This window comes from Pseudomonas sp. zjy_15, assembly GCF_043101865.1.
Lineage (GTDB): Bacteria > Pseudomonadota > Gammaproteobacteria > Pseudomonadales > Pseudomonadaceae > Aquipseudomonas > Aquipseudomonas putida_Y.
On record NZ_JBICII010000042.1, the window covers coordinates 1 to 22,697 of the forward strand.

A 22,697-nucleotide genomic window follows, 5' to 3' on the forward strand; every position below is an offset into this window, starting at 1 on the left:
CCGGCCCATTCGCGGGTAAACCCGCTCCTACGACGGCCTGTGCACATGTGTGCAGGAGCGGGTTTACCCGCGAAGAGGCCCGACCGGGTGACCGCTAGTTCAGATCACAGCCTGAACCGCCCAACCAACCCTTGCAAATGGGTCCCCAACCGCGCCAGTTCCACGCTGGAGCTGGCGGTCTCCTCACTCGCCGCGGAGGTCTGGTCGGAAATATCCCGCACATTCATCACGCTGCGGTTGATCTCCTCGGCCACGGCCGTCTGTTCCTCGGCCGCCGTGGCAATCTGCTGGTTCATCGCCTGAATCGACGACACCGTGCGGGTGATGGTTTCCAGCGAGCTGCCGGCGCGGCGGGTCAGCTCGACGCTGCTGTCGGTCAGTTGGCGGCTATTGTCCATCACGCTGGCCACCCGTTGGGTGCCGCTTTGCAGGCCGGCAATCAACTCCTCGATCTCTTCGGTCGATTGCTGTGTGCGTTGAGCCAAGCTGCGCACTTCGTCGGCAACCACAGCAAAGCCACGCCCGGCTTCACCGGCGCGTGCCGCTTCGATGGCCGCGTTGAGGGCCAACAGGTTGGTTTGCTGGGCCACCGATTTGATCACGTCGAGTACGCTACCGATCTTGTCGCTTTCGGTCTTGAGCAGGTTCATCGCTTCGCTGGAATTGACCACTTCGCTTGCCAGGCGCTCGATCTGTGCCACCGCCTCGCCCACCACGCGATCGCCCTCGCGGGCCTGCTGGTCGGCCATCAAGGCGGCTTCAGAAGCCTGTTCGGCATTGCGTGCCACATCGTGCACGGTGGCTGTCATCTGGTTCATGGCCGTCGCTACCTGGTCGGTTTCGACCTTCTGGTTGTTGACTCCGGCGCTGGTCTGTTCTGTCACCGCCGACAGCTCCTCGGCAGCGCTGGCGATCTGCGTGACGCCGTCGCCAATGCCGCCGATCAGTTCACGCAAGCCTTGGGTCATACGATGCATACTGGCTTGCAATTGGCCCAGTTCGTCGCGGCGTTGCACCTGCAGGCTTTGGGTCAGGTCTCCGCTGGCCACACGTTCTGCGGCGTGCAGGGTCTGGCGCAGAGGGATGATGATCTGCCGGGTAATGGTCCAGGCGGCCAGCAGGCCAAGGGCCAGTGCCAGCACGGTGGCGACTGTGAGCAGTGTTTTGGCCTGCGCGGCAGCAGCATTACGCACCTCGGTTTGCGAGGTGGTCATCGTCTGGCTGGCCTGCAGTAATACCGTGCCTTGTTCAGCCATGCTTTGCAGCGCTTGTTCACTGGCACGCTGGGCATCACCGAACTGGGTCACGGCATCGCGGTAGCCGCCCATGGCCGTGGCGGCATCATCCAGGCTGGCAGCATGTTCGGCTGGCACTTTGGCCGGCAGTGCGCGCAGCTCGGCCAAGGCCTGGTCGATGGCTTTCAGTGCCGTTTGCTGGAAGTCGGCATTGCCGCTGTAGGTGTAGCCACGCACCTGGAAACGCGCTTGTTGCAGCAGGGCGCTGACGTCCACCGCGTGCTGGTACTGATTGATGTCTGCACCCTGCAGCAGGCTGCGCTGTACGCGGCCAATCAACTCCACTACTTTATCGGCGCTGCTACCCAGTACATCACGGCTGGCTTCGCGGCGTTGGTCGGCCTGCTTCAGCTCGTTGAATGCCTGCTGGTAGACGCGCACTGCCTCGCGCTGCTGTTCGAGGCGCTGGCGGTCGGCGGGTTGCTCGATCTGGCCAAGCATCAGTTGCACCTGGCGGTCGAGGTTGCCCAGGGCTTTTTCCAGCTCTGCCAGCGAAGCGTCGTCGCGGCGGCGATCGTAGAGCTGGCGGGCGATGCGCAGCTCCTGGGTGTATTGCTGGACGACAGAAATGTTTCCCAGTTTGTCGCCACGGTCGATGATGCTGTCCATGCCGTGCCAGCCGACCAGGGTAATAGCCAAGGTCAACAGCAGCACCAGGCCGAAACCCAGCCCCAGTTTGCGATTGACGCTCACATTGCCCAGCGATTGGGCTAACCATTGATACATGTTCGACTCCCCGGCGGCTTGGCAGCACAAATAATTGTTTTGTTGCCAAGGCCATCGGCCCGGGAGAGGGAAACTTGATGGGCAAAAAAGGGGTGTTTGTGTCAGAAAATACGCGAAAGCAGTGCGGTGACGGCGGTCTCCACCCGCAAGATGCGATCACCCAGCTGCACCGGCGCCAGGCCTGCCTTGCCCAGCAGGTCGATCTCGTAGGGGATCCAGCCGCCCTCGGGGCCGATGGCCAGGGTAACGGCTTGTTCTACGGCGCGCGGACAGGCTGGGTAAGGGCCGGGGTGGCCAACCAGGCCCAGGGTGCCGGCGGCGATGGTGGGCAGGCGGTCTTCGACAAAAGGCTTGAAGCGCTTTTCGATGATCACCTCGGGCAGCACGGTGTCGCGCGCCTGTTCCAGGCCCAGGATCAGGTTCTCGCGAATGGTGTCGGGCTGCAGGAAGGGCGTTTGCCAGAAGCTTTTCTCGACCTTGTAGCTGTTCAGCAGGATCAGCCGCGGTACACCCAGTGTGGCCACGGTCTGGAACAGCCGTCGCAGCATTTTCGGCCGAGGTACCGCCAGCACCAGGGTCAGCGGCAGCTTGGCCGGTGGCTGCCGGTCGAAGGTCACTGCCAGCTCGGCTTCGTGTTTTTCCAGGCGCAGCACCGTGGCCTTGCCCATCAGGCCATTGATACGGCCCACGCGCAGGTTATCGCCCACCACCACGCGGTGGATTTCCTGCATATGGGTGAAGCGCCGATCAGCAAGAACGACGCGGTTGGCCGAAACGAAGTCGGTCTCTTCAAGAAGCAACAGGTTCACGGTTGGGTCGCAGGTGGCTGGTCGTTATGGTCGTCGGCGGTTTCGTCGTGGGCGCTGCGCTTGCGGATCAGGCTGCCGCACAGCACACCGATCTCGAACAGCAGCCACATGGGCACGGCCAGCAGGGTCTGGGAGAAGATGTCCGGTGGGGTGAGGACCATGCCGACCACGAAGCAACCGATGATCACATAGGGGCGGGCCTTTTTCAGGTACTTCACGTCGACGACGCCGATCCACACCAGCAGCACCACTGCCACCGGGATTTCGAAGGCCACGCCAAAGGCGAAGAACAGCGTCATCACGAAGTCGAGATAGCTTGCGATGTCGGTCATCATCGAAACGCCTTCTGGCGTGGCGCTGGCGAAGAAACCGAAGATCAGCGGGAATACCAGAAAATAGGCGAAGGCCATGCCGGCATAGAACAGGAAGATGCTCGACACCAACAGTGGAATGGCGATGCGCTTTTCATGGCGGTATAGCCCTGGCGCGATAAAGCCCCAGATCTGCTGGAGGATGAACGGGATGGCCAGGAACAGCGAGACGATCATGGTCAGCTTGAACGGCGTGAGGAACGGCGAGGCCACATCGGTGGCGATCATCGTTGCATCGGCCGGCAAGTGCTCGCGCAGTGGCGCGGAAACCAGTGTGTAGATCTGCTGGGCGAAGGAGAACAACCCGGCAAAGATCAGGAAAATGACGGCAACGCAGCGCAGCAGGCGGGTGCGCAGTTCGGTCAGGTGTGAAACCAGCGGCATTGGCTGGTCGTGTTCCGGGTTCTCGCTCATGGGGCTCGCGGCGGTTGAGGCGGTTCAGAAGAAGCGGCCGGGGTGGCAGCTGGCTCGACAACCGGCCTGGTTTCGAGCCCGGCAGGTGGCTGCACACTGGCCGTGGTCACTGGCGGCTGTGCGGGTGGCGCTAGCGGGTTGAGGATGCGCTTGGCTTCCTCTTCCATCTGCAGGATGTGCTCATTGTGCAGCTGGCGGCGGATGTCGTCGGCGCCAATTTCTCGCTCCACTTCCATCTTGATGCTGTTGAAGCTGCGCTTGAGCCGGCCGATCCACAGGCCTGCCGTGCGCGCGGCACCCGGCAGGCGCTCGGGGCCGAGCACCAGCAGGGCGACCAGGCCGACGAGCAGCAGCTCGCTGAAACTCATGCCGAACATGGGTCAGTCTTTCCGCTGCGGCTCTTGGACCGGTTGTGCCTGGCCTTCGATTGTGTGGCCTTGTTGCGGCTGCGCGGTGTTTTGCACCGGCGGCACAGGCTGGGCAGGCGGCGGAGTCTGCTCGGCCGGCTTGGACTCTTCCTCGTTCATGGCCTTGCGGAAGCCCTTGATCGATTCGCCTAGGTCGCTGCCGAAGTTCTTCAGCTTCTTGGTGCCGAACACCAGGACCACGACGACCAGCAGGACGATCCAGTGTTTCCAGTCAAAGATACCCATTTCGTACTCCTGAAAATTGTGTGTTGGCCCTATCCGGGCTGCACGGTGCCCCCAATTGAACGTCAGGCAGATGGCTGGCGTGCGGCCTTCTCATCATGCCCGGACAAGCCGAAGCGGCGTTCCAGTTCATCCAGCACGGCTTGTGGATGCTGGCCCAGCGCACTGAGCATCACCAGGCTATGAAACCACAGGTCGGCGGTTTCGTAGATGACATCGCTGTAATCCTTGCTGATCTGGGCATCCTTGGCAGCAATGATCGTTTCGACCGACTCTTCGCCGAGCTTTTCAAGGATCTTGTTCAGGCCCTTGTGGTACAGGCTGGCCACGTAGGAGCTGTCAGGCGCCGCTTGCTTGCGTTCTTCAAGCACTTCGGCCAGGCGGTTGAGGGTGTCGCTCATGTCAGTGTCCTGCGTTGTAGATGGCATCCGGGTCCTTCAGGACCGGGTCGACGATTTTCCACTGGCCGTCTTCATAGACGCGGTAGAAGCAGCTTTCACGACCGGTATGGCAGGCGATATGGCCCAGTTGCTCGACCATCAGGATGATCACGTCGGCGTCGCAGTCCAGGCGCAGCTCATGCAGTTTTTGCACATGCCCGGATTCCTCGCCTTTACGCCACAGCTTGCCACGCGAACGCGACCAGTAGATGGCACGCTGCTCGGCGGCGGTCAGGGCCAGCGATTCACGGTTCATCCAGGCCATCATCAGCACACGTCCGGTCTTGTGGTCCTGAGCGATTGCCGGTACCAGGCCATCGCTGTTCCACTTGATCTCGTCCAGCCAGTCTTTCATCGTCGACTCCAAAGCGGGCCCGCTCCTGTGCCGAGCCCTTTGCGCTAGTGTGCCAGCCACAGGCGCGGCTGGCTATTGGCGCACGATCAGGTAAAGGCCCGCAGCCAGCATCAACCAGGCGGGCCAGGCGGCCGGGGCGGCCAGGCTGGCGGTTTCAGCAGCGCCTGCGGCCAAAACTGCGCCACCGCCGAGCAGGCCGGCGCCGAGCAGGCGCAGCGCCCAGCGGTCGCCCTGGCGGCGGCGCTCCGGCAGTTGTGGATCGTGCAGGTGAGGCTGCGACAGGCGTTCGAGCAGGTCGCGGGTCATGCCGGCCAGGTGTGGCAGTTGCTCGACCTGGCTGTGCAGGTTGCCGAACACGGCCTTGGGGCTATAGCGGTCGCGCATCCAGCGTTCGAGGTACGGTTTGGCGGTGCTCCACAGGTCCAGGTCGGGGTACAGCTGACGGCCCAGGCCTTCGATGTTGAGCAGGGTTTTCTGCAGCAATACCAACTGTGGCTGCACTTCCATGTTGAAGCGCCGTGCGGTCTGGAACAGGCGCATCAGCACTTGGCCGAAGGAAATATCTTTTAACGGTTTTTCGAAGATCGGCTCGCACACGGTGCGAATCGCTGCTTCGAACTCGTTGACCTTGGTGTTTGCCGGCACCCAGCCCGAGTCGATGTGCAACTGGGCCACGCGGCGGTAGTCACGTTTGAAGAAGGCAAACAGGTTGCGCGCCAGGTAGTCCTGGTCCTCGGCGGTGAGGCTGCCGACGATGCCGCAGTCGATGGCAATGTACTGCGGGCTCCACGGCTTGACCGTGCTGACGAAGATGTTGCCGGGGTGCATGTCGGCATGGAAGAAGCTGTCGCGGAACACCTGGGTGAAGAACACTTCCACGCCGCGCTCGGCCAGCAGCTTCATGTCGGTGCGCTGGTCGGCCAGGGTGGTCATGTCGGTCACCGGTACGCCGTAGATGCGCTCCATCACCAGCACCTTGGGGCGGCACAGGTCCCAGTACACCTGGGGCACGTACATCAGCTCGGAGCCTTCGAAGTTGCGCCGCAGCTGGCTGGCGTTGGCAGCCTCGCGCAGCAGGTCGAGCTCGTCGTAGATGGTTTTTTCGTAGTCGCCGACGATTTCCACCGGGTGCAAGCGACGGGCATCCGCCGAGGCACGTTCAGCGGCCTTTGCGATCAGGAACAGCCAGGCCAGGTCCTGGGCGATGACCGGTTTCAGGCCCGGACGCACCACCTTGACCACCACCTCTTCGCCAGTTTTCAGGCGTGCGGCGTGCACCTGGGCCACCGAGGCCGAGGCCAGAGGCTCGACGTCGAAGCGGCTGAACACTTCGCCGACCTTCGCACCGAGCTGTTCCTCGATCAAGGCCACGGCTTTTTTCGGGTCGAAGGGGGGGACACGGTCCTGCAACCGCATCAGTTCGTCGGCGATGTCCGGGGGCAGCAGGTCGCGGCGGGTGGACAGCAACTGGCCGAACTTGATGAAGATCGGCCCCAGGTCCTGCAGTGCCAGGCGCAGGCGCGCGCCACGGCTAAGCTCGGTGGGCTTGCGTGGCAGCCAGCGCCACGGCATCAACAGGCGCAGGCTGGCCAGCCACCAGGGCAGCAAGGGTTGGTCGAACAGCAGGTCATCGAGGCGGTAGCGGATCACCACACGCTGGATGCGAAAAAGACGTCGGACGGCGAGCAGCTTCATGCGTTATCGCTGGTATCAAGGGATCGGGACAGGCGCCTGAGGCGCGCTTCGAGGCGTTCTGTATCAAGTTTCAAGGCATCGAGTTCGCTGAAGGCGGCTTCGGCCTCGCGCTTGCCGACCAGGGTGCGGGATTCCTCGGCCAGGTATTCGGACAGGTTCTGGCTGAAACGTGCCAGGCCTTGGCGAGTCCAGCGAGCGCGCAGGCGGATATGGCCGGCCAGCATTGCCGTGGCGACCGGGCCAAGCCAGCGTTGTAACTCGTGCTCCCAGTCCAGTTCCAGGTCCTGCAGCACACCAAACAGGTCGAGCAGTACGGCGCTGTCGCCGTGCAGCTCGACCTGCGGGCTGTGCAGCACGGCGGTCTTGTCCTTGGCCAGGGCCAGTTGCGCCAGGCTACCGGCGGGGGCGCGCAGGCTGCAGTCGACCTCACCCTGCCAATGGGCGGCGAGCATCAGGCCTTCTTCGTCGGGCAGGATGAACAGCTGCAGGGCCGGTTGGCGGCAGTCGATTTCGATGACCTTGCCTTCCAGCGCGGCCAGCCGCGGCAGGGCCGTGCTGTCCAGGCGCAGGATGCGGTTCAGGCCATGTTCGACGCTGGCGAGCAGCCCGGCCAGCAACATCAGGGTTTGATTCCCCGGTGCACGGCAACGATGCCGCTGGTCATGTTGTGGTAGGTGACGCGGTCGAAACCGGCCTCGACCATCATGCTCTTCAGGGTTTCCTGGTCAGGGTGCATGCGGATCGACTCGGCGAGATAACGGTAGCTCTCGGCGTCATTGGTGATCAGCTTGCCAGCCAGCGGCATGAAGGCGAACGAGTAGGCGTCGTAGGCCTTGGACATCAGCTTGTTGGTCGGCTTGGAGAACTCCAGGATCAACAGGCGGCCACCGGGCTTGAGCACGCGCAGCATCGAACGGATGGCGGCGTCCTTGTGGGTGACGTTGCGCAGGCCGAAAGCGATGGTCACGCAGTCGAAGTGGTTGTCCGGGAACGGCAGCTTTTCAGCGTCGGCCTGGACGAACTCGATATTGCCGGCCACGCCGCGGTCAAGCAGGCGGTCACGGCCTACCTTGAGCATCGAATCGTTGATGTCGGCCAGCACCACCTGCCCGGTCGGCCCGACAAGACGCGAGAACTTGGCCGCCAGGTCACCGGTACCGCCGGCGATGTCCAGCACGCGGTTGCCGCTGCGCACGCCTGACAGCTCGATGGTAAAGCGCTTCCACAGGCGGTGCATGCCGCCGGAAAGCACGTCGTTCATCAGGTCGTACTTGGCTGCCACCGAGTGGAACACTTCGGCAACTTTCTTCGCCTTCTGGCTTTCAGGCACGTCCTGATAGCCGAAATGGGTGGTGGGTTCGGCGTGGTCGCCTTTGCGCTGGTCGTTCATATCGCTTCACCGGAAAAAATTACCGCCATTCTAGGGCGAACGGGCGGATTTGTCTTGGCGGGGTGTGCCAGTGGGCAGGGGCGGGCATAATGCGCATTATGTCTACATCTTCAGGAACGTCCGCATGACCCAGATCAGCGTCGAACGCAAACACTCCCTCGGCCGTGATGCCGCCCGCGCCAAGGCCGAGGCGCTGGTCGACAAGCTCAGCCGCGAGTACGACCTCAAGGCCACCTGGAACGGTGACCGCGTGGACGTTGCGCGCAGTGGCGCCAATGGCAGTGTGCACATTGGCGACGACAGCATCCGCGTCGAATTGAAGCTGGGCATGATGCTGTCGATGATGAGCGGCACCATCAAAGGTGAAATCGAGCGGGCGCTGGACAAGGCCCTGGCCTGAGCCGGCGCCGCCCTGTGGCTACTGCGGCGCGTCTGCCGGGAAAGGAATGATACCAATCACCTGCTCCAGGCGCAGATCGCCGCGGTAGATCGCGATGCGCTCGCGTGCGTCTGCGGCCTGCTCGAGCATGGCCTTTCGGCCCCTTACGCCTGCATCCCAGAATTTGAGGTGGCCCTTCACGAAGTCATGCCCCCTCGCTTCGAGGCTGGGATAATGAAAATGCGCCTCCCACAGTAACCGCTGTGGCGCTTGTACATCGCGAACCTCGTAGACGTCGAGGTAATCATTGGCGTGACGTAACTGTCGGCGAATCACGGTTTGCCTGATCCGAATCCGGTTCTGCTCAGCCAGGAAGCGAAGGGCCTTGCCGTCGGGATGTCGGGTGTTCAGATACGCGTCGGTGAGCAGTCGAAGCCTTTCGCGATGGATGCGGTCTACCGCTGCCCTAAGGAGGTCGACCAAGCTGGAATCCAGTGGGTTGTTCAGCTCGGTCAGTTGCTGCTGAACTTCGCGCATGTCACCGGCCGGCCATTCCAGAAAGTCGCTCAGGCTGTTGGGCTCATCGGCATAGTGAGCGGCGAAGGCGATTTTTCCATCCACCTCTGCCAGCAGGCGGTTTGCTCGCTGGCGCAGCTGTGCGCGGTCATGCTGGGCCGGCCGCGCTTGCTCAGGCACGGCATGCCACACCCCGTCGCGTTGCGTGAAGCTGCCCGCAGGCTCCTGGTTGAATGCACTGCGCTGGATAGCACGGTTGCCCATTTGGTCTATTTCCACCAGTAGCGGTCGACCTCGGTCAACACGGATGACCCGGCGTCTGATCGTCGCGGGCCGATGATAGGGCGTTGGCGAGGGGGGGCTGATGCCGCTGTCGAGGTTGGTCAAGGTCGCGCTCAGTTGCTGCTCTGTGATCTGGGCAATAGTGGACAGTTCGCGTATGTATTCGTCCAGTACGTCAGCGACCAGCGCAGGCGAGTCCAGCGTTTTCATGTATTGGGCGCGGTCCAGCACGGTACGGTATTTCTGAAGGATATCCTCAAGCAGTTCGGCTTTGACCTGGGCCGTCTCTTCGGTGGCTGCCAGCCCGTCGTGGCTCCATACCGTGCTGCTGAATTCGATGCCGCTGAGCGGCGCGCGCATCGCAAGCAAATCCTCGGCCGTGTCCGCAGAGAGGCGGGTCTTGTCCACGGCGAGGTAGGCCAGGTCACTGAGCAGCTGGGCCCGAATGACCAATGTCGAATACGTTCTGCGTCGGATGGTCTGAGCGAGTTTCGTGGCTTTATTGGCAAAATCGATCTTGGGGTCCTGCAGTGTTTCCGCCAGGATCCGGTCCAGCCGCTGGCTGACGACAAGCAGGCGGCGGCTGGCTTGGCAGGAATCGCGTACCCGCTCGCGATAGTCGAGGTATTGCTGTATCTGCTCGGCAGTCTCTGGAACGCGGGGCAGCCCGGTGGCCTGTGCGCTCAGTGCCTGGTGGTCGACCTGCTCCAGCAAGCGGCGGCACAGCAGCATGTCGTTTTCGATGGCTGCGCCGTACCAATTGCCGTATCGGCGTCGGCTCGGGGCTCGGGTGTCGAATTTGCTGAACCGTGGTTCGGCCATCTCCTTGAACACTTCGATGTTCCCATGCAACAGCGTGCTCTGCCGTTCCAGGTAGAGCGCGGATGCCCTGATCTCTGGCAAGTGGCGCAGGCGCTGGGCTTTGAGTGCCTGCCTCTGAAGTTGCAATGCTGGCGGCGGTGAAGCGCGCTCCTGTGCAGGCAGAGCATCGACAGCCAGGCTGTACTCCAGCGCGAGGTCGTCATAAGCCTGCAGTTGCACTTGGCTGCGTTCCATAAGTGGCGCCATCTGGTTCAGCGCTTGTTGGTTCGCCGTGGCGGTTGTACTCAAGGTGTCGAACCGCTGGCGGTTTTCAGCGTTGATGGATTGCCTGTTCCTTGGCATGCCGCCAGAGAGGTTCAGATTCACGGTCCATTGGCCATTCCAGCGCGTCAGCCAGGGGCCTTTTTGGCGTTCACGGCCAACGATATGGTAGCCGTCCGGGGCGCCATTCCATTGGGACACCCACTCGCTGCTGCTCGGCTCGGGACCGATGATCTGCATGCCGTTCCACGTCTCGATGACCTCATAGGCGCCATCGCCCAGCTTGGCGTAGTAACGGCCGGCAATATTGTACAACCCACGCAAACGGCCCGTTGGCAGTGGCGCGTGCCCCTCGAGTGGCTGCGAGGCTTGCAGTTGGGCCAGTGACTGGCGCTCCTGTACCGACAGGTTGCTCAGGCGCTGCCCGTCATGCCAGCCATCTACACGCACGAGCGTGGGCCGTGGCGCCTCGACGGGGGGCTGCCACGGTTTCTCCTGTGGCTGCTCGAGCGCTGGGGGCGGGGTCTCTTCCTTCGGCGCAGGGCCTGAAAAACGTAGCCTGGCGGGCTCTTCGCTGTTGGCAGGTGGCGTTGCAGGGCGGTGGGCAAGGAGCAAGGCCAGGTTGGTGACCAGGTCTATGGCTGCGACGATCTTGTCGTCACCGCTGCGCTTGATCAGCGCCTCGACGTCTTCCTTGGCTGCCGACAGCGCCACCACCAGCCACACCAGGGTGGTCATCGGGCCATGCCAAAGTTGGGTGACGGTATTGAAGATCGCCCACGCAGCCTCCTTCACCAAAGCCCGCACTTCCTGGGCATTGGAGACGCTGTTGCTGGCTGAGGCCAATAACATGGTCTCGATGCGGGCGTTGAACAGGTGGGTGTCCAGATCATCCGTCCAGGCCTGGAACGAGGCCTGGACCGGGCGTCTGAGGCGTTGCAAAAGGCGGTCCAGCAGCTCGACCGGCACATTGAGCAGGTGCGTCAGCTTGGTCATGTTCGGGTGCAGGTGCGGGTGCTTGAACCCGTCGTTCTGGTAAGTCGGACGCGCGTCATCCTCAAGCCAGGCCAGTACGCTCTCTTGCAGTTCGCCCCTGCTGCGGATTGCGTCCATCAGCAATTCGAGGTTCGGAAATTCCTGCAACGCCCTGTCGGCATAGAATGGGCGGTACAAGACCCAGCTGCCGCTTGCCGGTATTTCGATGATGAACATCCCGTGCGCCACATCGCTTGCCGAAGCGCCAGGCGCGCAAAGGAACGCCAGGGGGGCGATGCGCAGAAGGTCCACGCCATTGTCCATGCCCTGGCAGAACCTGAGCATTGCCTGGCTTGCCGCTTCGCCAAGCTGTCGCTCGATCTTGGCCTTCAGCGTGCTGAACCGAAGGGCGTAACGCCATTCCCTGGCATGCTGGCGGATTCGCTCGGCTCTGCGCGGCTGGGTGTTGACTTGGTCCTTCAGGTAGGAGGGGTAGTGGCCGCCGATGTCGACCTGATGAATCAGGCCCCTGATCTGGTCGATGCTCAGCCAGTCGGTCACAGGCGAGCCGTCCTCGAAGTTCATCCCGCTCATCACCTCGCCAGCCTCCAGCCGCAGGCGTGAAATCGCCAGGTCGGTCAGGGAAACCGAGTACAAGAACAGTGACTGCCCTTGTGTAGCGGCGCCGATGATGGCCTGGGAAATGCGGATGCGCACCTTGTTCGGGTCGTGTACCGCCTTGTCTGGGTAGCTGGTCTGCAGGGTCTCACGCAAGCGGCGAGCGGCGTAATCACGGATATCTTCAACATCGCCCAGGGATGTGCAGCCCTTCGACCGACCTTGGCTCGCCGCCAGATCGAGCAGTGCAGTGTGATAGGCATAGCGGTCCTCAGCGCTGGCATTGAGCAGCCATCGCGGCGGACTGACGGCGGGTGCAGTTCGTTCCTGCGAAGGCAGGTCGAAGAAGTAAGCTGACGGGTCGCTCACCTGGCGCAGTTGTCGCTCCAGTTCGTCGACGGTTGTCAGGCCGCCAATACGCAGGCGGCCGATGTCGTCCAGGATATCGTTCAGCAGTTGCCTGACCTGGAAGGCGAAAGGGCGTCCGATTACTGGCGTGTGTGCCCAGGACAACGTTTCGAAGCGATAACGTTGCGCTAGCTGCCGTTGCAGCGCGGTGGCAAAGCTGGGCAGGTCGACATGGCGGTGAACCGAACCGCAGGGCTTGCATTGCAGAACCAGGCTGCGGGTGCCGCTTGTGGTGATGAGCAACAGATCCGGTAGGGTAACGGTGTGTGCCCCGCCATCCGTTCCGAGCGTGACTTGTATCGCCTCGACAGCCAGGCTGTCGAATACCCCGTCGAGCAGGGCGTACATTGCCGCTTTTTCATCATCTCCAAGGCCTTGGCGAGGGAGGTTCTCGAGCAATGCAGCCTTGATGGTGTGCTCCAGCCAGAGCATGCGCGAGACTTGGCTGTCTTCGTCGAGCCCGTTCCAGAAGCCGATCTGGGCTTGCTGGAAGGCCGGTATCAACGCACCAAGCACGGTATCGAAGTCATCGCTGAGCTTCGTCAGGTCCGGCATGATTTCGGGTTGGCGAATGTTGTCCTGGCCTTGCTCCTGAATTTGAAACACATGGGGAGGGCTGATGCTCAGCTTGTCTGAGGCGCCCAGTTGCACACGTTCCTTGGTCAGGAAATGCCGGAGAAGCTCGTCCAGCAGCCCGCTCTGACGTGGCAGATCATCTGTGCTGGCCGGTGCATGCAGGATGACGAAAGGGTCGAGCGATGTGATGTGAGGATGGTTGCGTTGCAACCATGGATACCGGTCGCTGAAAGTCTGGAATGCTTCCTTTGATAAAACGTCCCGCAGGCTGGGGCGTTTGGAGAAACAGGCTGCCACGCTTTGCTTGAACGTCAGCCTGGGTGGGTTTGCTACAACAGTCATGGCGTCGATGTCCGTGAGGTGAAGCTTGCGACGCTAGCGCTATGGGCGAAGGGGCTTGCGGTATATAGATGCGACAACGAAGACCTTAGGGTGAGGTTTCTAATTTTCTTCCCTACCTTATGTTCAAGCCCAACCTCCGTGGGCGGTTTTCCACCACTCATGAGCATGAGGTACACAGCATGGCCAAAGTGATTGTGAAGAAAAAAGACGAATCCCTGGGCACGCTTGGCGAGGTGCGCGGCTATGCGCGCAAGATCTGGCTGGCCGGTATCGGCGCCTATGCCCGCGTTGGTCAGGAAGGCTCTGACTACTTCAAGGAGCTGGTCAGGGCGGGTGAAAGTGTCGAGACGCGCGGCAAGAAGCGCATCGACAAAGAGCTCGATGCCGCCAACCACCAGCTTGACGAAGTCGGTGAAGAAGTGAGCCGCGTACGCGGCAAGGTAGAAATTCAACTCGACAAGATCGAAAAAGCTTTCGACGCACGGGTCGGTCGCGCCTTGAATCGCCTGGGTATTCCGTCTAAACATGACGTTGAGGCGTTGTCGATCAAGCTTGAACAGTTGCATGAGCTGCTTGAGCGTGTCGCGCACAAACCATAAGGAGAGCAGGATGGCTGGCAAGAAGAACACCGAAAAAGAAGGCAGCTCCTGGGTCGGCGGGATCGAGAAATACTCCCGCAAGATCTGGCTGGCGGGGCTGGGTATCTATTCGAAGATCGACCAGGACGGCCCGAAGCTGTTCGACTCGTTGGTGAAGGATGGCGAGAAGGCCGAGAAACAGGCGAAAAAAACGGCTGAAGATGTTGCCGAGACTGCCAAGTCTTCGACCACTTCGCGGGTGTCGGGCGTGAAGGACCGTGCGCTGGGCAAGTGGAGCGAACTCGAAGAAGCCTTCGACAAGCGCCTTAACAGCGCCATCTCGCGTCTTGGCGTGCCGAGCCGCAACGAGATCAAGGCACTGCACCAGCAGGTGGATAGCCTGACCAAGCAGATCGAGAAGTTGACCGGTGCTTCGGTTACGCCGATTTCTTCGCGCACTTCGACGAAGCCGGCTGCGGGCAAGGCCGCGGCCAAGCCACTGGCCAAGGCAGCGGCAGCCAAGCCTGCGGCGAAAACGGCGGCGGCCAAACCTGCTGCTAAAACCGCAGCGGCCAAACCTGCTGCCAAGTCCGCAGCAGCCAAGCCTGCGGCGAAGCCGGCAGCGGCCAAGAAACCTGCGGTGAAGAAGGCTCCGGCCAAACCGGCAGCCGCCAAGCCAGCCGCTCCAGCGGCCAGCGCTGCTCCTGCCGCGACCACTGCACCGGCACCGGCACCAGCACCTGCCGCCACCCCGGCCAGCAGCACGCCATCGGCACCTACCGGCACCGGTACCCTGATCTGATACCGCGTCGCCTTCTTCGCGGATAAACCCGCTCCCACAAGATGCGCCAAACCTTGTAGGAGCGGGTTTACCCGCGAATGCGTCGGCTGCAACACTACATATCCAGCAGGCCTACCCCTCCAGGTACTTCACTGCCAGCTGCTCCGCCGCCGCCCGTGCCTGGGCCTGCAGATGCGGCGCCACCAGCATCATCACCTGGTACACCACGATCCCCACATCCCCCTCGCGCCCCAGCACACGCTGGTAATCCAGCGAGAACATCAGCGTCAGGGTGATCTGCTCCACCAGTTGCCCCAGCGCCTGGGTATCACTCTCTACCAGCCCCTGGCTCTTGAGGCTGGCCAGCAGCGCTGCCAGCGTGCGTTTGAGCGCATTGATCAGGCCGCGCATGCCTCGGGCGAGCTTGGGCAGGCGCCCGGTGAGGTTGGACAAGTCCTGGAAAAGGAAGCGGTACTGAGCCATGCGCTCGACGATCAAGTGCAGAAACAGCCAATAATCCTCTGCGTCCAGACGCACCTCCAGCGGCGGGTCCAGCAGCGGCATCAACGCTTCCTCAAAACGCTCGAACAAGCCCAGTACCAAGGGCTCCTTGCCATGGAAGTGGTAGTACAGGTTGCCTGGGCTGATGCCGAGTTCGTTGGCAATTTCCAGGGTGGATACGTTGGGTTCGCCCTGCTGGTTGAACAACTGCAGGGCGCACTCAAGGATACGGTCGCGGGTTTTCATCCAGTCAGCAGCTCATCGGGTCAGCACGTAGGTGCCTGGCGCGGGGCCTAGCGGTGGGTAAGTGGCGTTGCCCAGTTCAGTGCGCGGCGCCTTGAGCAGGCCGGAGCGGGCGGTGATCCACTCCAGCCACAACGGCCACCAGCTGCCTTCGCTGCGCTTGGCGTCGTGGAACCAGGCGCGCGGGTCGCTGCTCAGCTTGGGGTTGGCCAGGTAGTAGGCCTTGGGGTTGCCTGGCGGGTTGATGATGCTCTGGATATGCCCGCTGTTGGCCAGCACGAAGCGCCGCTCGCCACCCAGCAGCAAGGCCGAACGGTACACCGCGTCCCATGGCGTGATGTGGTCGTTGCTGCCGGCCACGGTAAAGCTGTCGATATTGACCTGCTGCAGGTCGATCGGCGTACCGCACACCTCCAGCCCGGACGCGTAGGTCAAGGGGTTGAGCTTGAAAAACTCCAGCAGGTCGCCATGCAGCGCGGCGGGTAGGCGCGTGCTGTCGGCATTCCAGTACAGGATGTCGAAAGCCGGCGGTGTCTTGCCGAGCAGGTAGTTGTTGACCCAGTAGTTCCAGATCAGGTCGTTGGGCCGCATCCAGGCAAAGATCCGCGCCACTTCGCCACCGTCCAGCACGCCACGTTGATAAGAGCGTCGCTTGGCCGCTTCGATGGTCTGCTCATCGGCGAACAGGCTGGCCGGGCTTTCGAACTTGCTGTCCAGCAAGCTGACCAGATACGTGGCACTGCGCACCCGACGCAATTGCTTCTTGGCTTGCAGGTGGCCTTGCAGTGCGGCCATGGTCAGGCCACCGGCACAGGCGCCCATCAGGTTGGGGTCGCGGTTGCCGCTGATACTGCGGCAGGCATTGAGCGCTTCCTCCAGGGCTTGCACGTAGCTGGAAAGGCCCCATTCGCGGTGGCGTGGGTCGGGGTTGCGCCAGCTGACCATGAACACCTGCAAGCCGCTTTTGAGCATGTACTGGACGAAGCTGTTGGTAGCGCTGAGGTCGAAGATGTAGAACTTGTTGATCTGAGGCGGCACGACCAGCAGTGGGCGTGCGTGCTGCTTTTCGCTCATCGGCGAGTACTGGATCAGCTCCAGCAGTTCGTTGCGAAATACCACTGCGCCAGGGGTTGCGGCCAGGTTAACGCCCACTTCAAAGGCGCGCTCGTCCACCTGACGCGGCAGCCCATCGTTGTGACGCAGGTCGTCGAGCAGGTGGGCCACGCCGCGCACCAGGCTCTGGCCGCCGGTATTGAACAGCTCCTTGACCGCCAGCGGATTGAGCAGTGAGTTGCTGGGCGCCAGCGCATCGTTGATCAGGTTGAACAGGAAGTGGGCGCGGGCTCGATCATCGTCGTTCAAGTGGCTTTCATCGATCCACTGGCGTGTCTGCTTCTGCCAGGCCAGATAGGCCTGCAGGCCGCGGCGGTAGAACGGGTTCTGGCTCCAGGTCGGGTCACTGAAGCGTGCGTCACGCGGGTTCGGCTGGTAGGGCGTGTCCCCCAGCATCACCCGCCCCAACTGCCCGCCAAGCGCCAGCAGATGATGCGCGGTATGCAGCGGATGGCGCAGGCCGTGGCGGCCGACGTTGCGTAGCGTGGAAAGCAGGTCGCGGCCGCGAAGGCCGAGGATGGCGTTCTGCACGTTCATGCGGGTGGCGGGGAGCGTTTTCGATCCTTTGGCCGGTTTGTCTTTCATGGCAACACTCCCTCGTCTAATCCATTTTCCTGTCAGGCCGCAGCTGTTTCACCCCCCCGAGGCCGGACGGGGATGCATGACCGCACGCTGACGTTCTTCCTGCAGGAACTTCATGATGATCGGGGCGACGGCTTCGGCACGGGTGATCAGGAACAGATGGCCGTCGTCGATAATGTGTAGCTGGGCATTGGGAATCCGCCAGGACAGCAGGCGCATGTTGATCAGCGGGATCAGCGGGTCGTCGTCACCGGCCAGTACCAGGGTGGGCTGCTGGATCTTGTGCAGCCAGTGGATGCTGGTCCAGCCGAGCCCGGCGAACAGTTGCCAGTAGTAGCCCAGCTTGCCGCCGGAGCGCACCTTGGCGGCGTGGTGCATGGCCAGGTCGGGGTCACGTCGGAAGCCGCCGCCATAGATCATCGGCGCAATGCGGATGACATGCGACGGCTGCACGTAGCGCCGGGGGCTGGCCATCATCCACAGCACCTTGGGCTTGCCTGGCACCATTACCGCGCCGGCAGCGGTGGCGGCCAGCACCAGCTTCTTGCAGCGCTCGGGGTAATCGTGAGCAAACTGCTGGGCCAGGGCGCCGCCCCAGGACACGCCGATGACGTTGACCTGGCCGTAGTCGAGGTAGTCGAGCATCCGCGCGGTCAGCTTGGCCAGCCCAGGGAAGCGATACGGGTGGCGCGGTGTGGACGAGCCGCCGACCCCGGGCACATCGAAGGCGATGACTTCCAGGTCCGGGTCAAGTGCTTCGATGAACGGAAACACCAGCTCGAGGTTGGCGCCGATGCCGTTGAAGATCAGCAGCGGCGTCAGGTGCGGCTTGCCGGGGCGAACAGCTGTGCGGATGGACTGGTTGTCCAGCTCGACGGTCCTGAAAATATAGGGTTGCGGCATGCGCGTGACTCTTGGGTGAAGTAAACACCGTGGCGCCTTGCAGGCCGCCACGGCGCTGTAACTCAACGCTCGTGAACGTAGGTGCCCGGGGAGGCTTCGCCGGCGGCATACGCACGATTGCCCAGGCGGGTCGGTGCCTTTTTCAGCGCGCCGGCACGCTCGCCCAGCCAACTTTGCCAGTGCAACCACCAGGAGTCTGCATGCTTGATGGCGTTTTCCTGCCAGGCCACCGGGTCGCCCGGGCGGTCGGCACCGGTCATGAAACGTGCCTTCGGGTTGCCCGGCGGGTTGAGGATGCTCTGGATATGCCCGCTATTGGACAGTACGAATTCGATCTTGCCGCCGAACAGATGGGCCGAGCGGTAGCATGACGGCCATGGGGTGATGTGGTCGTTGGTGCCGGCAACGCTGTAGATGTCGCATTTGACCTGTTTCAGGTCGATCGCGGTGCCGCACACTTCCAGGGCTTCGGGGCGGGTCAGGGGGTTGCTCTTGAACATTTCGATCAGGTCGCCGTGAAAGGCGGCCGGCAGGCGCGTGGTGTCGTTGTTCCAGAACAGGATGTCGAACACGGGGGGCTCATTGCCGAGCAGGTAGTTGTTTACCCAGTAATTCCAGATCAGGTCGTTGGGGCGCATCCAGGCGAACACCTTGGCCATTTCGCTGCCTTCCAGCACACCCGCCTGATAGGAGTGGCGCTTGGCGGCCTCCAAGGTCTGCTCGTCGACAAACAGTGCAACCTGGTTGTCCATGGTGGTGTCCAGCACGCTGACCAGCAGGGTCAGGGCGTTGACCTTGTTCTCGCCAATGGCGGCATAGTGGCCAACCAGTGCGGTACAGGTGATGCCGCCGGAGCAGGCACCGAGCATGTTCAAGTCCTTGCTGCCGGTAATCGCCAGCACCGCGTCGACGGCTTCTTTCAGCGCATCGATGTAGGTGGACAGGCCCCACTCGCGCTGGGCCTTGGTCGGGTTGCGCCAGCTGATGATGAAGGTCTGCTGCTGCGAGCGCAGGCAAAAGCGCGCCAGGCTCTTTTCCGGGCTGAGGTCGAACACGTAGAACTTGTTGATCTGCGGTGGCACCACCAGCAGCGGGCGGGCATGCACCTGCTCGGTGATGGGGCTGTACTGGATCAGCTCCAGCACATCGTTGCGGTACACCACCGCGCCTTCGCTGGTGCCCAGGTTCTTGCCCACCTCGAAGGCATCCATGTTCACCTGGCTGGGCATCCCGCCGTTATTGACCATGTCCTTGGCCAGGTTGGACAGGCCATCGAGCAGGCTCTTGCCGCCGGTTTCGAAGAAGCGTTTGACCGCAGCCGGGTTGGACAGGGTATTGGTCGGCGCCATGGCCTCGGTCATCAGGTTGATGACGAACTGGCCGCGGCTGATGTCCTGGGGGGACAGGTCGCTGCTGCTGACCCAGTCCTGCAGCTCCTTGCGCCAGGCCAGATAGGTTTGCAGGTAGCGGCGGTACAGCGGGTTGTTGCTCCAGGCCGGGTCATTGAAGCGACGGTCGTCGCTTTCCGGGGCCAGGCTGGATTTGCCCAGCAGCACGTTCTTCAGCTCCAGGCCAAAGTGAGCCACATGTTTGGCGCTATGCAGCGGTTGGCGCACGGCCTGGCGCAGCACGGTGCGTGCCGAGCTTAACAGGTCCTTGCGGCGGATGCCGATGACCGGGTTCAGCCCCAGGGTGTTTTCCGAGGCCTGCCGCTGCAGCTCATCGTTGTTCTTGTTACTCATCTACGACGCTCCGTTGTCCTGAGACGAGTACCGGTTGCTGTGGCGGGTGCACAGCCCTGAGCCCGGTACTGCTACTCGGGTGACCAGTGATAAGGAACAGCGGTGCTGCGAGGGTACTGACGACCTGCAAAGTGATGCAGGGAACTTGCCACACACCCATTGGTTACCCGACTTTCGTGTAATGCGCAAGACAGCCCTTCACTGGGCTGTCTTCAAGTCATTCAAACAGATGAATTTAGAAAATGCGCTCTAAACCCCGCAGGCCTTGCGCTAGAGCATGAGCTTGACCACAGATTCGGCCGGGTCGCGGGATTTGCCGGCCTTGTGCAACTCGTCGAGGTATTCCGCCCACAGTTGCTCCTGGCGCAGGCACAGTTGCTCAAGGTATTCCCAGGTGAACAAACCGCTGTCATGACCGTCGTCGAAGATCAGTTTCAGTGCATATTGGCCGGCAGGTTCCAGGCCACTGAGGCCCACGTTGATCTTGCCGAACTGCAGGATGGGATTGCCGTGGCCCTGGACCTCGGCGGAGGGAGAGTGCACGCGCAGGAATTCGGCGGGCAGGTGGTAGACCTCGCCAGGGGCGTAGGTGAGGCTGAGGGTTTTGGAGGCTTTGTGCAGGTTGATGGCGGTAGGCAGGCGGGCCATGGGCAGAATCTCTCGGGAGCTGATGAAGCACAGCTTCCAGCTTATGGGGGAGGGATTCAAGGGCCTCTTCGCGGGCAAGCCCGCCCCTGCACGGATCACCACAGGCCCATGGGATGGGGTGGCGCGTGTAGGAGCGGGCTTGCCCGCGAAACAGTCGAAACCGGTCTTACAGAATGTAACGCGACAGGTCTTCGTTCTGTGCCAGCTCACCGAGGTGGCTGTTCACATACGCCGCGTCGATCTGGATCGGCGCTTCGTCATGGGTGCTGGCCAGGTCGCCCGCACTGAACGACACCTCTTCGAGCAAGCGCTCGAGCAGGGTGTGCAGACGGCGGGCACCGATGTTTTCGGTTTTCTCGTTGACCTGGTAGGCAATCTCGGCCAGGCGCTTGATGCCGTCGGCGAGGAACTCGATGTTCAGGCCTTCGGTCTTCAGCAATGCCTGGTACTGCTCGGTCAGCGACGCGTGCGGCTCTTGCAGGATGCGCTCGAAGTCTTCCGGGGTCAGCGCCTTCAGCTCGACACGGATCGGCAGGCGGCCTTGCAGCTCGGGCACCAGGTCGCTCGGCTTGCTCAGGTGGAATGCACCCGAGGCAATGAACAGAATGTGGTCGGTCTTGACCATGCCCAGCTTGGTGTTGACGGTGCAGCCTTCGATCAGCGGCAGCAGGTCGCGCTGTACGCCTTCGCGGGATACGTCGGCACCGCCAACGTTGCCACGCTTGGCAACCTTGTCGATCTCGTCGATGAACACGATGCCGTGCTGTTCGACCGCTTCCAGGGCCTTGGCCTTGAGCTCTTCCTCGTTGACCAGGCGGCTCGCTTCTTCATCACGAACCATCTTCAGCGCTTCTTTCACCTTCAGCTTGCGCGCTTTGCGCTTGCCCTTGCCCATGTTGGCAAACAGGCTCTGCAGCTGGTTGGTCATTTCTTCCATGCCGGGCGGCGCAGCAATTTCGACACCGACGGCATCGGCCACTTCGATCTCGATTTCCTTGTCGTCCAGCTGGCCTTCACGCAGGCGCTTGCGGAACAGCTGGCGGGTGTTGGAGTCGCTGCTGGTCTGTGCGGCTTCTTCGCTGAAGCTGGTGACGCGCGCCTGGGGCAGCAGGGCGTCGAGGATGCGGTCTTCGGCGGCGTCTTCGGCGCGGTGGCGCACGCGGATGATTTCCTGCTCGCGCAACATCTTCAGCGCGGCATCGGCCAGGTCACGGATGATCGACTCGACGTCGCGGCCCACGTAGCCCACTTCGGTGAACTTGGTGGCCTCGACCTTGAGGAACGGCGCGTTGGCCAGTTTGGCCAGCCGGCGGGCGATTTCGGTCTTGCCGACGCCGGTAGGGCCGATCATCAGGATATTCTTGGGGGTGACTTCGGCACGCAGCTCGGCAGGGAGCTGCATACGCCGCCAGCGGTTGCGCAGGGCAATGGCCACGGCGCGCTTGGCGTCGTCCTGGCCGATGATGTGGCGGTTGAGTTCGTGGACGATCTCGCGGGGGGTCATGGACATGATCAATACGGTCCTTGGGCAGGTGAGTCAGCGTGGAAAAGCCCCTTCATCGGGAAGGGGCGCCAGAACAGCTGAATCAGTCGGCCAGGTCCTGCTCCTCGATGGTCAGGTTGTGGTTGGTGAACACGCAGATGTCGCCGGCGATGTTCAGGGCGGTCTCGGCGATTTCGCGGGCCGAGAGGTCGGTCTTGTTCAGCAGGGCACGGGCTGCGGCCTGGGCATAGGCACCGCCGGAACCCATGGCGATCAGGCCATCTTCGGGTTCGACCACGTCACCGTTGCCGGTGATGATCAGGGATGCATCCTTGTTGGCCACGGCCAGCATGGCTTCCAGGCGGCTCAGGGAGCGGTCGGTACGCCATTCCTTGGCCAGCTCGACGGCGGCGCGTACCAGGTGGCCCTGGTGTTTTTCCAGCTGACCTTCAAAGCGCTCGAACAGGGTGAAAGCGTCGGCGGTAGCGCCGGCGAAGCCCGCGATGACCTGGCCGTGGTACAGGCGGCGCACCTTCTTGGCGTTGCCTTTCATCACGGTGTTGCCAAGGGATACCTGGCCGTCGCCGCCCATGACGACTTTGCCGTTACGGCGGACAGAAACGATTGTGGTCAAGGGGAGAGTCTCCACGCAGCGGGGCGAAAGTGCCTGATGCAGACTCATATGGGGGTGGGGGGAAGGATTTCAACCGGGGGGGATGAATGGTCGCGCTTGGCGGGGGGACTATGTGAAGGCATTCGCGGGCATGCCCGCTCCCACAGGGTTACCACATGCCTTGGA

At 62.3% G+C, this 22,697-nt stretch carries 21 protein-coding genes and 1 pseudogene; 3 read left to right on the forward strand and 19 right to left on the reverse strand.

The genetic code is table 11. The annotated features are described in order from the left end of the window. Nucleotides 1-104 precede the first annotated feature (104 nt). The 11 genes and pseudogenes from ACF8EF_RS08085 to ubiE form a co-directional block, all read right to left on the reverse strand. Entirely contained in the window at nt 105-977 is an 873-nt protein-coding gene (locus tag ACF8EF_RS08085) for a methyl-accepting chemotaxis protein (RefSeq protein ID WP_370844176.1), read from the reverse strand. Further along, nucleotides 960-2,021 (reverse strand): annotated as a pseudogene (locus ACF8EF_RS08090) (methyl-accepting chemotaxis protein); the annotation flags it as partial. The pseudogene ACF8EF_RS08090 and the gene ACF8EF_RS08085, both read right to left, overlap by 18 nt. Before the next feature lie 101 nt (nt 2,022-2,122). Next, the gene (locus ACF8EF_RS08095; protein ID WP_176683054.1) at nt 2,123-2,830 is read right to left on the reverse strand and encodes a 16S rRNA (uracil(1498)-N(3))-methyltransferase; all 708 of its coding nucleotides are present in this window, start codon (nt 2,828-2,830) and stop codon (nt 2,123-2,125) included. Continuing rightward, complete coding sequence (gene tatC / locus ACF8EF_RS08100; protein WP_176683055.1) at nt 2,827-3,615, reverse strand: twin-arginine translocase subunit TatC; 789 nt, start codon at nt 3,613-3,615, stop codon at nt 2,827-2,829. The genes ACF8EF_RS08095 and tatC overlap by 4 nt, the downstream gene beginning before the upstream one ends. Further along, nucleotides 3,612-3,992, reverse strand: coding sequence for a Sec-independent protein translocase protein TatB (tatB, locus tag ACF8EF_RS08105; protein WP_176683056.1), 381 nt, complete (start codon nt 3,990-3,992; stop codon nt 3,612-3,614). Before tatB ends, tatC begins: the two co-directional genes overlap by 4 nt. Nucleotides 3,993-3,995: 3 nt before the next feature. Further along, nucleotides 3,996-4,268, reverse strand: a complete 273-nt coding sequence (locus ACF8EF_RS08110; protein WP_209969551.1) for a twin-arginine translocase TatA/TatE family subunit — start codon at nt 4,266-4,268, stop codon at nt 3,996-3,998. 62 nt (nt 4,269-4,330) lie between these two features. After that, on the reverse strand, nt 4,331-4,666 hold the full coding sequence (locus ACF8EF_RS08115) for a phosphoribosyl-ATP diphosphatase (RefSeq protein ID WP_003249283.1): 336 nt from the start codon (nt 4,664-4,666) through the stop codon (nt 4,331-4,333). Between the two features lies 1 nt (nt 4,667). After that, a complete protein-coding gene (gene hisI / locus ACF8EF_RS08120) occupies nt 4,668-5,060 on the reverse strand; it encodes a phosphoribosyl-AMP cyclohydrolase (RefSeq protein WP_021783739.1) in 393 nt (130 codons plus the stop codon). A gap of 72 nt (nt 5,061-5,132) precedes the next feature. Then, entirely contained in the window at nt 5,133-6,755 is a 1,623-nt protein-coding gene (gene ubiB / locus ACF8EF_RS08125; RefSeq protein ID WP_103443686.1) for a ubiquinone biosynthesis regulatory protein kinase UbiB, read from the reverse strand. Further along, on the reverse strand, nt 6,752-7,375 hold the full coding sequence (locus ACF8EF_RS08130) for an SCP2 domain-containing protein (protein WP_176683058.1): 624 nt from the start codon (nt 7,373-7,375) through the stop codon (nt 6,752-6,754). The genes ubiB and ACF8EF_RS08130 overlap by 4 nt, the downstream gene beginning before the upstream one ends. After that, on the reverse strand, nt 7,375-8,145 hold the full coding sequence (ubiE, locus tag ACF8EF_RS08135; protein ID WP_004576729.1) for a bifunctional demethylmenaquinone methyltransferase/2-methoxy-6-polyprenyl-1,4-benzoquinol methylase UbiE: 771 nt from the start codon (nt 8,143-8,145) through the stop codon (nt 7,375-7,377). Before ubiE ends, ACF8EF_RS08130 begins: the two co-directional genes overlap by 1 nt. Before the next feature lie 124 nt (nt 8,146-8,269). Between ubiE and ACF8EF_RS08140 the strand changes: the two genes are divergently transcribed. Then, on the forward strand, nt 8,270-8,545 hold the full coding sequence (locus ACF8EF_RS08140; RefSeq protein ID WP_003249289.1) for a polyhydroxyalkanoic acid system family protein: 276 nt from the start codon (nt 8,270-8,272) through the stop codon (nt 8,543-8,545). 18 nt (nt 8,546-8,563) lie between these two features. Here ACF8EF_RS08140 and ACF8EF_RS08145 read toward each other — a convergent pair whose 3' ends face one another. Then, entirely contained in the window at nt 8,564-13,324 is a 4,761-nt protein-coding gene (locus tag ACF8EF_RS08145; protein ID WP_370844135.1) for a hypothetical protein, read from the reverse strand. Between the two features lie 179 nt (nt 13,325-13,503). On the opposite strand from ACF8EF_RS08145, the gene ACF8EF_RS08150 reads away from it, so the two are divergent. Beyond that, the gene (locus ACF8EF_RS08150; protein WP_176683059.1) at nt 13,504-13,923 is read left to right on the forward strand and encodes a phasin family protein; all 420 of its coding nucleotides are present in this window, start codon (nt 13,504-13,506) and stop codon (nt 13,921-13,923) included. 10 nt (nt 13,924-13,933) lie between these two features. Continuing rightward, nucleotides 13,934-14,704 (forward strand): phasin family protein, encoded by a 771-nt coding sequence (locus ACF8EF_RS08155; RefSeq protein ID WP_392460897.1) that lies wholly within the window; start codon nt 13,934-13,936, stop codon nt 14,702-14,704. A 111-nt stretch (nt 14,705-14,815) separates the two neighbouring features. Here the strand turns inward: ACF8EF_RS08155 and ACF8EF_RS08160 are convergent, their stop codons facing one another. The 7 genes from ACF8EF_RS08160 to hslV form a co-directional block, all read right to left on the reverse strand. After that, a complete protein-coding gene (locus ACF8EF_RS08160) occupies nt 14,816-15,430 on the reverse strand; it encodes a TetR/AcrR family transcriptional regulator (RefSeq protein ID WP_176683061.1) in 615 nt (204 codons plus the stop codon). A 12-nt stretch (nt 15,431-15,442) separates the two neighbouring features. Then, nucleotides 15,443-17,125 carry a class II poly(R)-hydroxyalkanoic acid synthase gene (phaC, locus tag ACF8EF_RS08165; protein WP_176683062.1) on the reverse strand — a complete coding sequence of 561 codons (1,683 nt, stop codon included), beginning with the start codon at nt 17,123-17,125 and terminating at the stop codon, nt 15,443-15,445. A 48-nt stretch (nt 17,126-17,173) separates the two neighbouring features. Then, entirely contained in the window at nt 17,174-18,025 is an 852-nt protein-coding gene (gene phaZ / locus ACF8EF_RS08170; protein WP_339444123.1) for a poly(3-hydroxyalkanoate) depolymerase, read from the reverse strand. A gap of 62 nt (nt 18,026-18,087) precedes the next feature. Further along, entirely contained in the window at nt 18,088-19,767 is a 1,680-nt protein-coding gene (phaC, locus tag ACF8EF_RS08175; RefSeq protein ID WP_176683064.1) for a class II poly(R)-hydroxyalkanoic acid synthase, read from the reverse strand. A gap of 270 nt (nt 19,768-20,037) precedes the next feature. Then, entirely contained in the window at nt 20,038-20,415 is a 378-nt protein-coding gene (locus ACF8EF_RS08180) for a gamma-butyrobetaine hydroxylase-like domain-containing protein (RefSeq protein ID WP_392460898.1), read from the reverse strand. Between the two features lie 166 nt (nt 20,416-20,581). Next, nucleotides 20,582-21,925 (reverse strand): ATP-dependent protease ATPase subunit HslU, encoded by a 1,344-nt coding sequence (hslU, locus tag ACF8EF_RS08185; RefSeq protein ID WP_003249308.1) that lies wholly within the window; start codon nt 21,923-21,925, stop codon nt 20,582-20,584. Between the two features lie 76 nt (nt 21,926-22,001). Then, nucleotides 22,002-22,532, reverse strand: a complete 531-nt coding sequence (gene hslV, locus ACF8EF_RS08190) for an ATP-dependent protease subunit HslV (RefSeq protein ID WP_003249309.1) — start codon at nt 22,530-22,532, stop codon at nt 22,002-22,004. Nucleotides 22,533-22,697: the final 165 nt, after the last annotated feature.

What these genes read in the sequence shown, in the direction of transcription:
- ACF8EF_RS08180 (WP_392460898.1), bottom strand. Translation starts at nt 20,415, where the DNA reads ATGGCCCGCCTGCCTACCGCCATCAACCTGCACAAAGCCTCCAAAACC.
- ACF8EF_RS08140 (WP_003249289.1), top strand. Translation starts at nt 8,270, where the DNA reads ATGACCCAGATCAGCGTCGAACGCAAACACTCCCTCGGCCGTGATGCC.
- ACF8EF_RS08085 (WP_370844176.1), bottom strand. Translation starts at nt 977, where the DNA reads ATGCATCGTATGACCCAAGGCTTGCGTGAACTGATCGGCGGCATTGGC.
- ubiB (WP_103443686.1), bottom strand. Translation starts at nt 6,755, where the DNA reads ATGAAGCTGCTCGCCGTCCGACGTCTTTTTCGCATCCAGCGTGTGGTG.
- tatB (WP_176683056.1), bottom strand. Translation starts at nt 3,992, where the DNA reads ATGTTCGGCATGAGTTTCAGCGAGCTGCTGCTCGTCGGCCTGGTCGCC.
- ACF8EF_RS08110 (WP_209969551.1), bottom strand. Translation starts at nt 4,268, where the DNA reads ATGGGTATCTTTGACTGGAAACACTGGATCGTCCTGCTGGTCGTCGTG.
- ACF8EF_RS08150 (WP_176683059.1), top strand. Translation starts at nt 13,504, where the DNA reads ATGGCCAAAGTGATTGTGAAGAAAAAAGACGAATCCCTGGGCACGCTT.
- phaC (WP_176683064.1), bottom strand. Translation starts at nt 19,767, where the DNA reads ATGAGTAACAAGAACAACGATGAGCTGCAGCGGCAGGCCTCGGAAAAC.
- ACF8EF_RS08115 (WP_003249283.1), bottom strand. Translation starts at nt 4,666, where the DNA reads ATGAGCGACACCCTCAACCGCCTGGCCGAAGTGCTTGAAGAACGCAAG.
- ACF8EF_RS08155 (WP_392460897.1), top strand. Translation starts at nt 13,934, where the DNA reads ATGGCTGGCAAGAAGAACACCGAAAAAGAAGGCAGCTCCTGGGTCGGC.
- hisI (WP_021783739.1), bottom strand. Translation starts at nt 5,060, where the DNA reads ATGAAAGACTGGCTGGACGAGATCAAGTGGAACAGCGATGGCCTGGTA.
- ACF8EF_RS08160 (WP_176683061.1), bottom strand. Translation starts at nt 15,430, where the DNA reads ATGAAAACCCGCGACCGTATCCTTGAGTGCGCCCTGCAGTTGTTCAAC.
- hslU (WP_003249308.1), bottom strand. Translation starts at nt 21,925, where the DNA reads ATGTCCATGACCCCCCGCGAGATCGTCCACGAACTCAACCGCCACATC.
- ACF8EF_RS08145 (WP_370844135.1), bottom strand. Translation starts at nt 13,324, where the DNA reads ATGACTGTTGTAGCAAACCCACCCAGGCTGACGTTCAAGCAAAGCGTG.
- ubiE (WP_004576729.1), bottom strand. Translation starts at nt 8,145, where the DNA reads ATGAACGACCAGCGCAAAGGCGACCACGCCGAACCCACCACCCATTTC.
- tatC (WP_176683055.1), bottom strand. Translation starts at nt 3,615, where the DNA reads ATGAGCGAGAACCCGGAACACGACCAGCCAATGCCGCTGGTTTCACAC.
- ACF8EF_RS08130 (WP_176683058.1), bottom strand. Translation starts at nt 7,375, where the DNA reads ATGTTGCTGGCCGGGCTGCTCGCCAGCGTCGAACATGGCCTGAACCGC.
- phaC (WP_176683062.1), bottom strand. Translation starts at nt 17,125, where the DNA reads ATGAAAGACAAACCGGCCAAAGGATCGAAAACGCTCCCCGCCACCCGC.
- phaZ (WP_339444123.1), bottom strand. Translation starts at nt 18,025, where the DNA reads ATGCCGCAACCCTATATTTTCAGGACCGTCGAGCTGGACAACCAGTCC.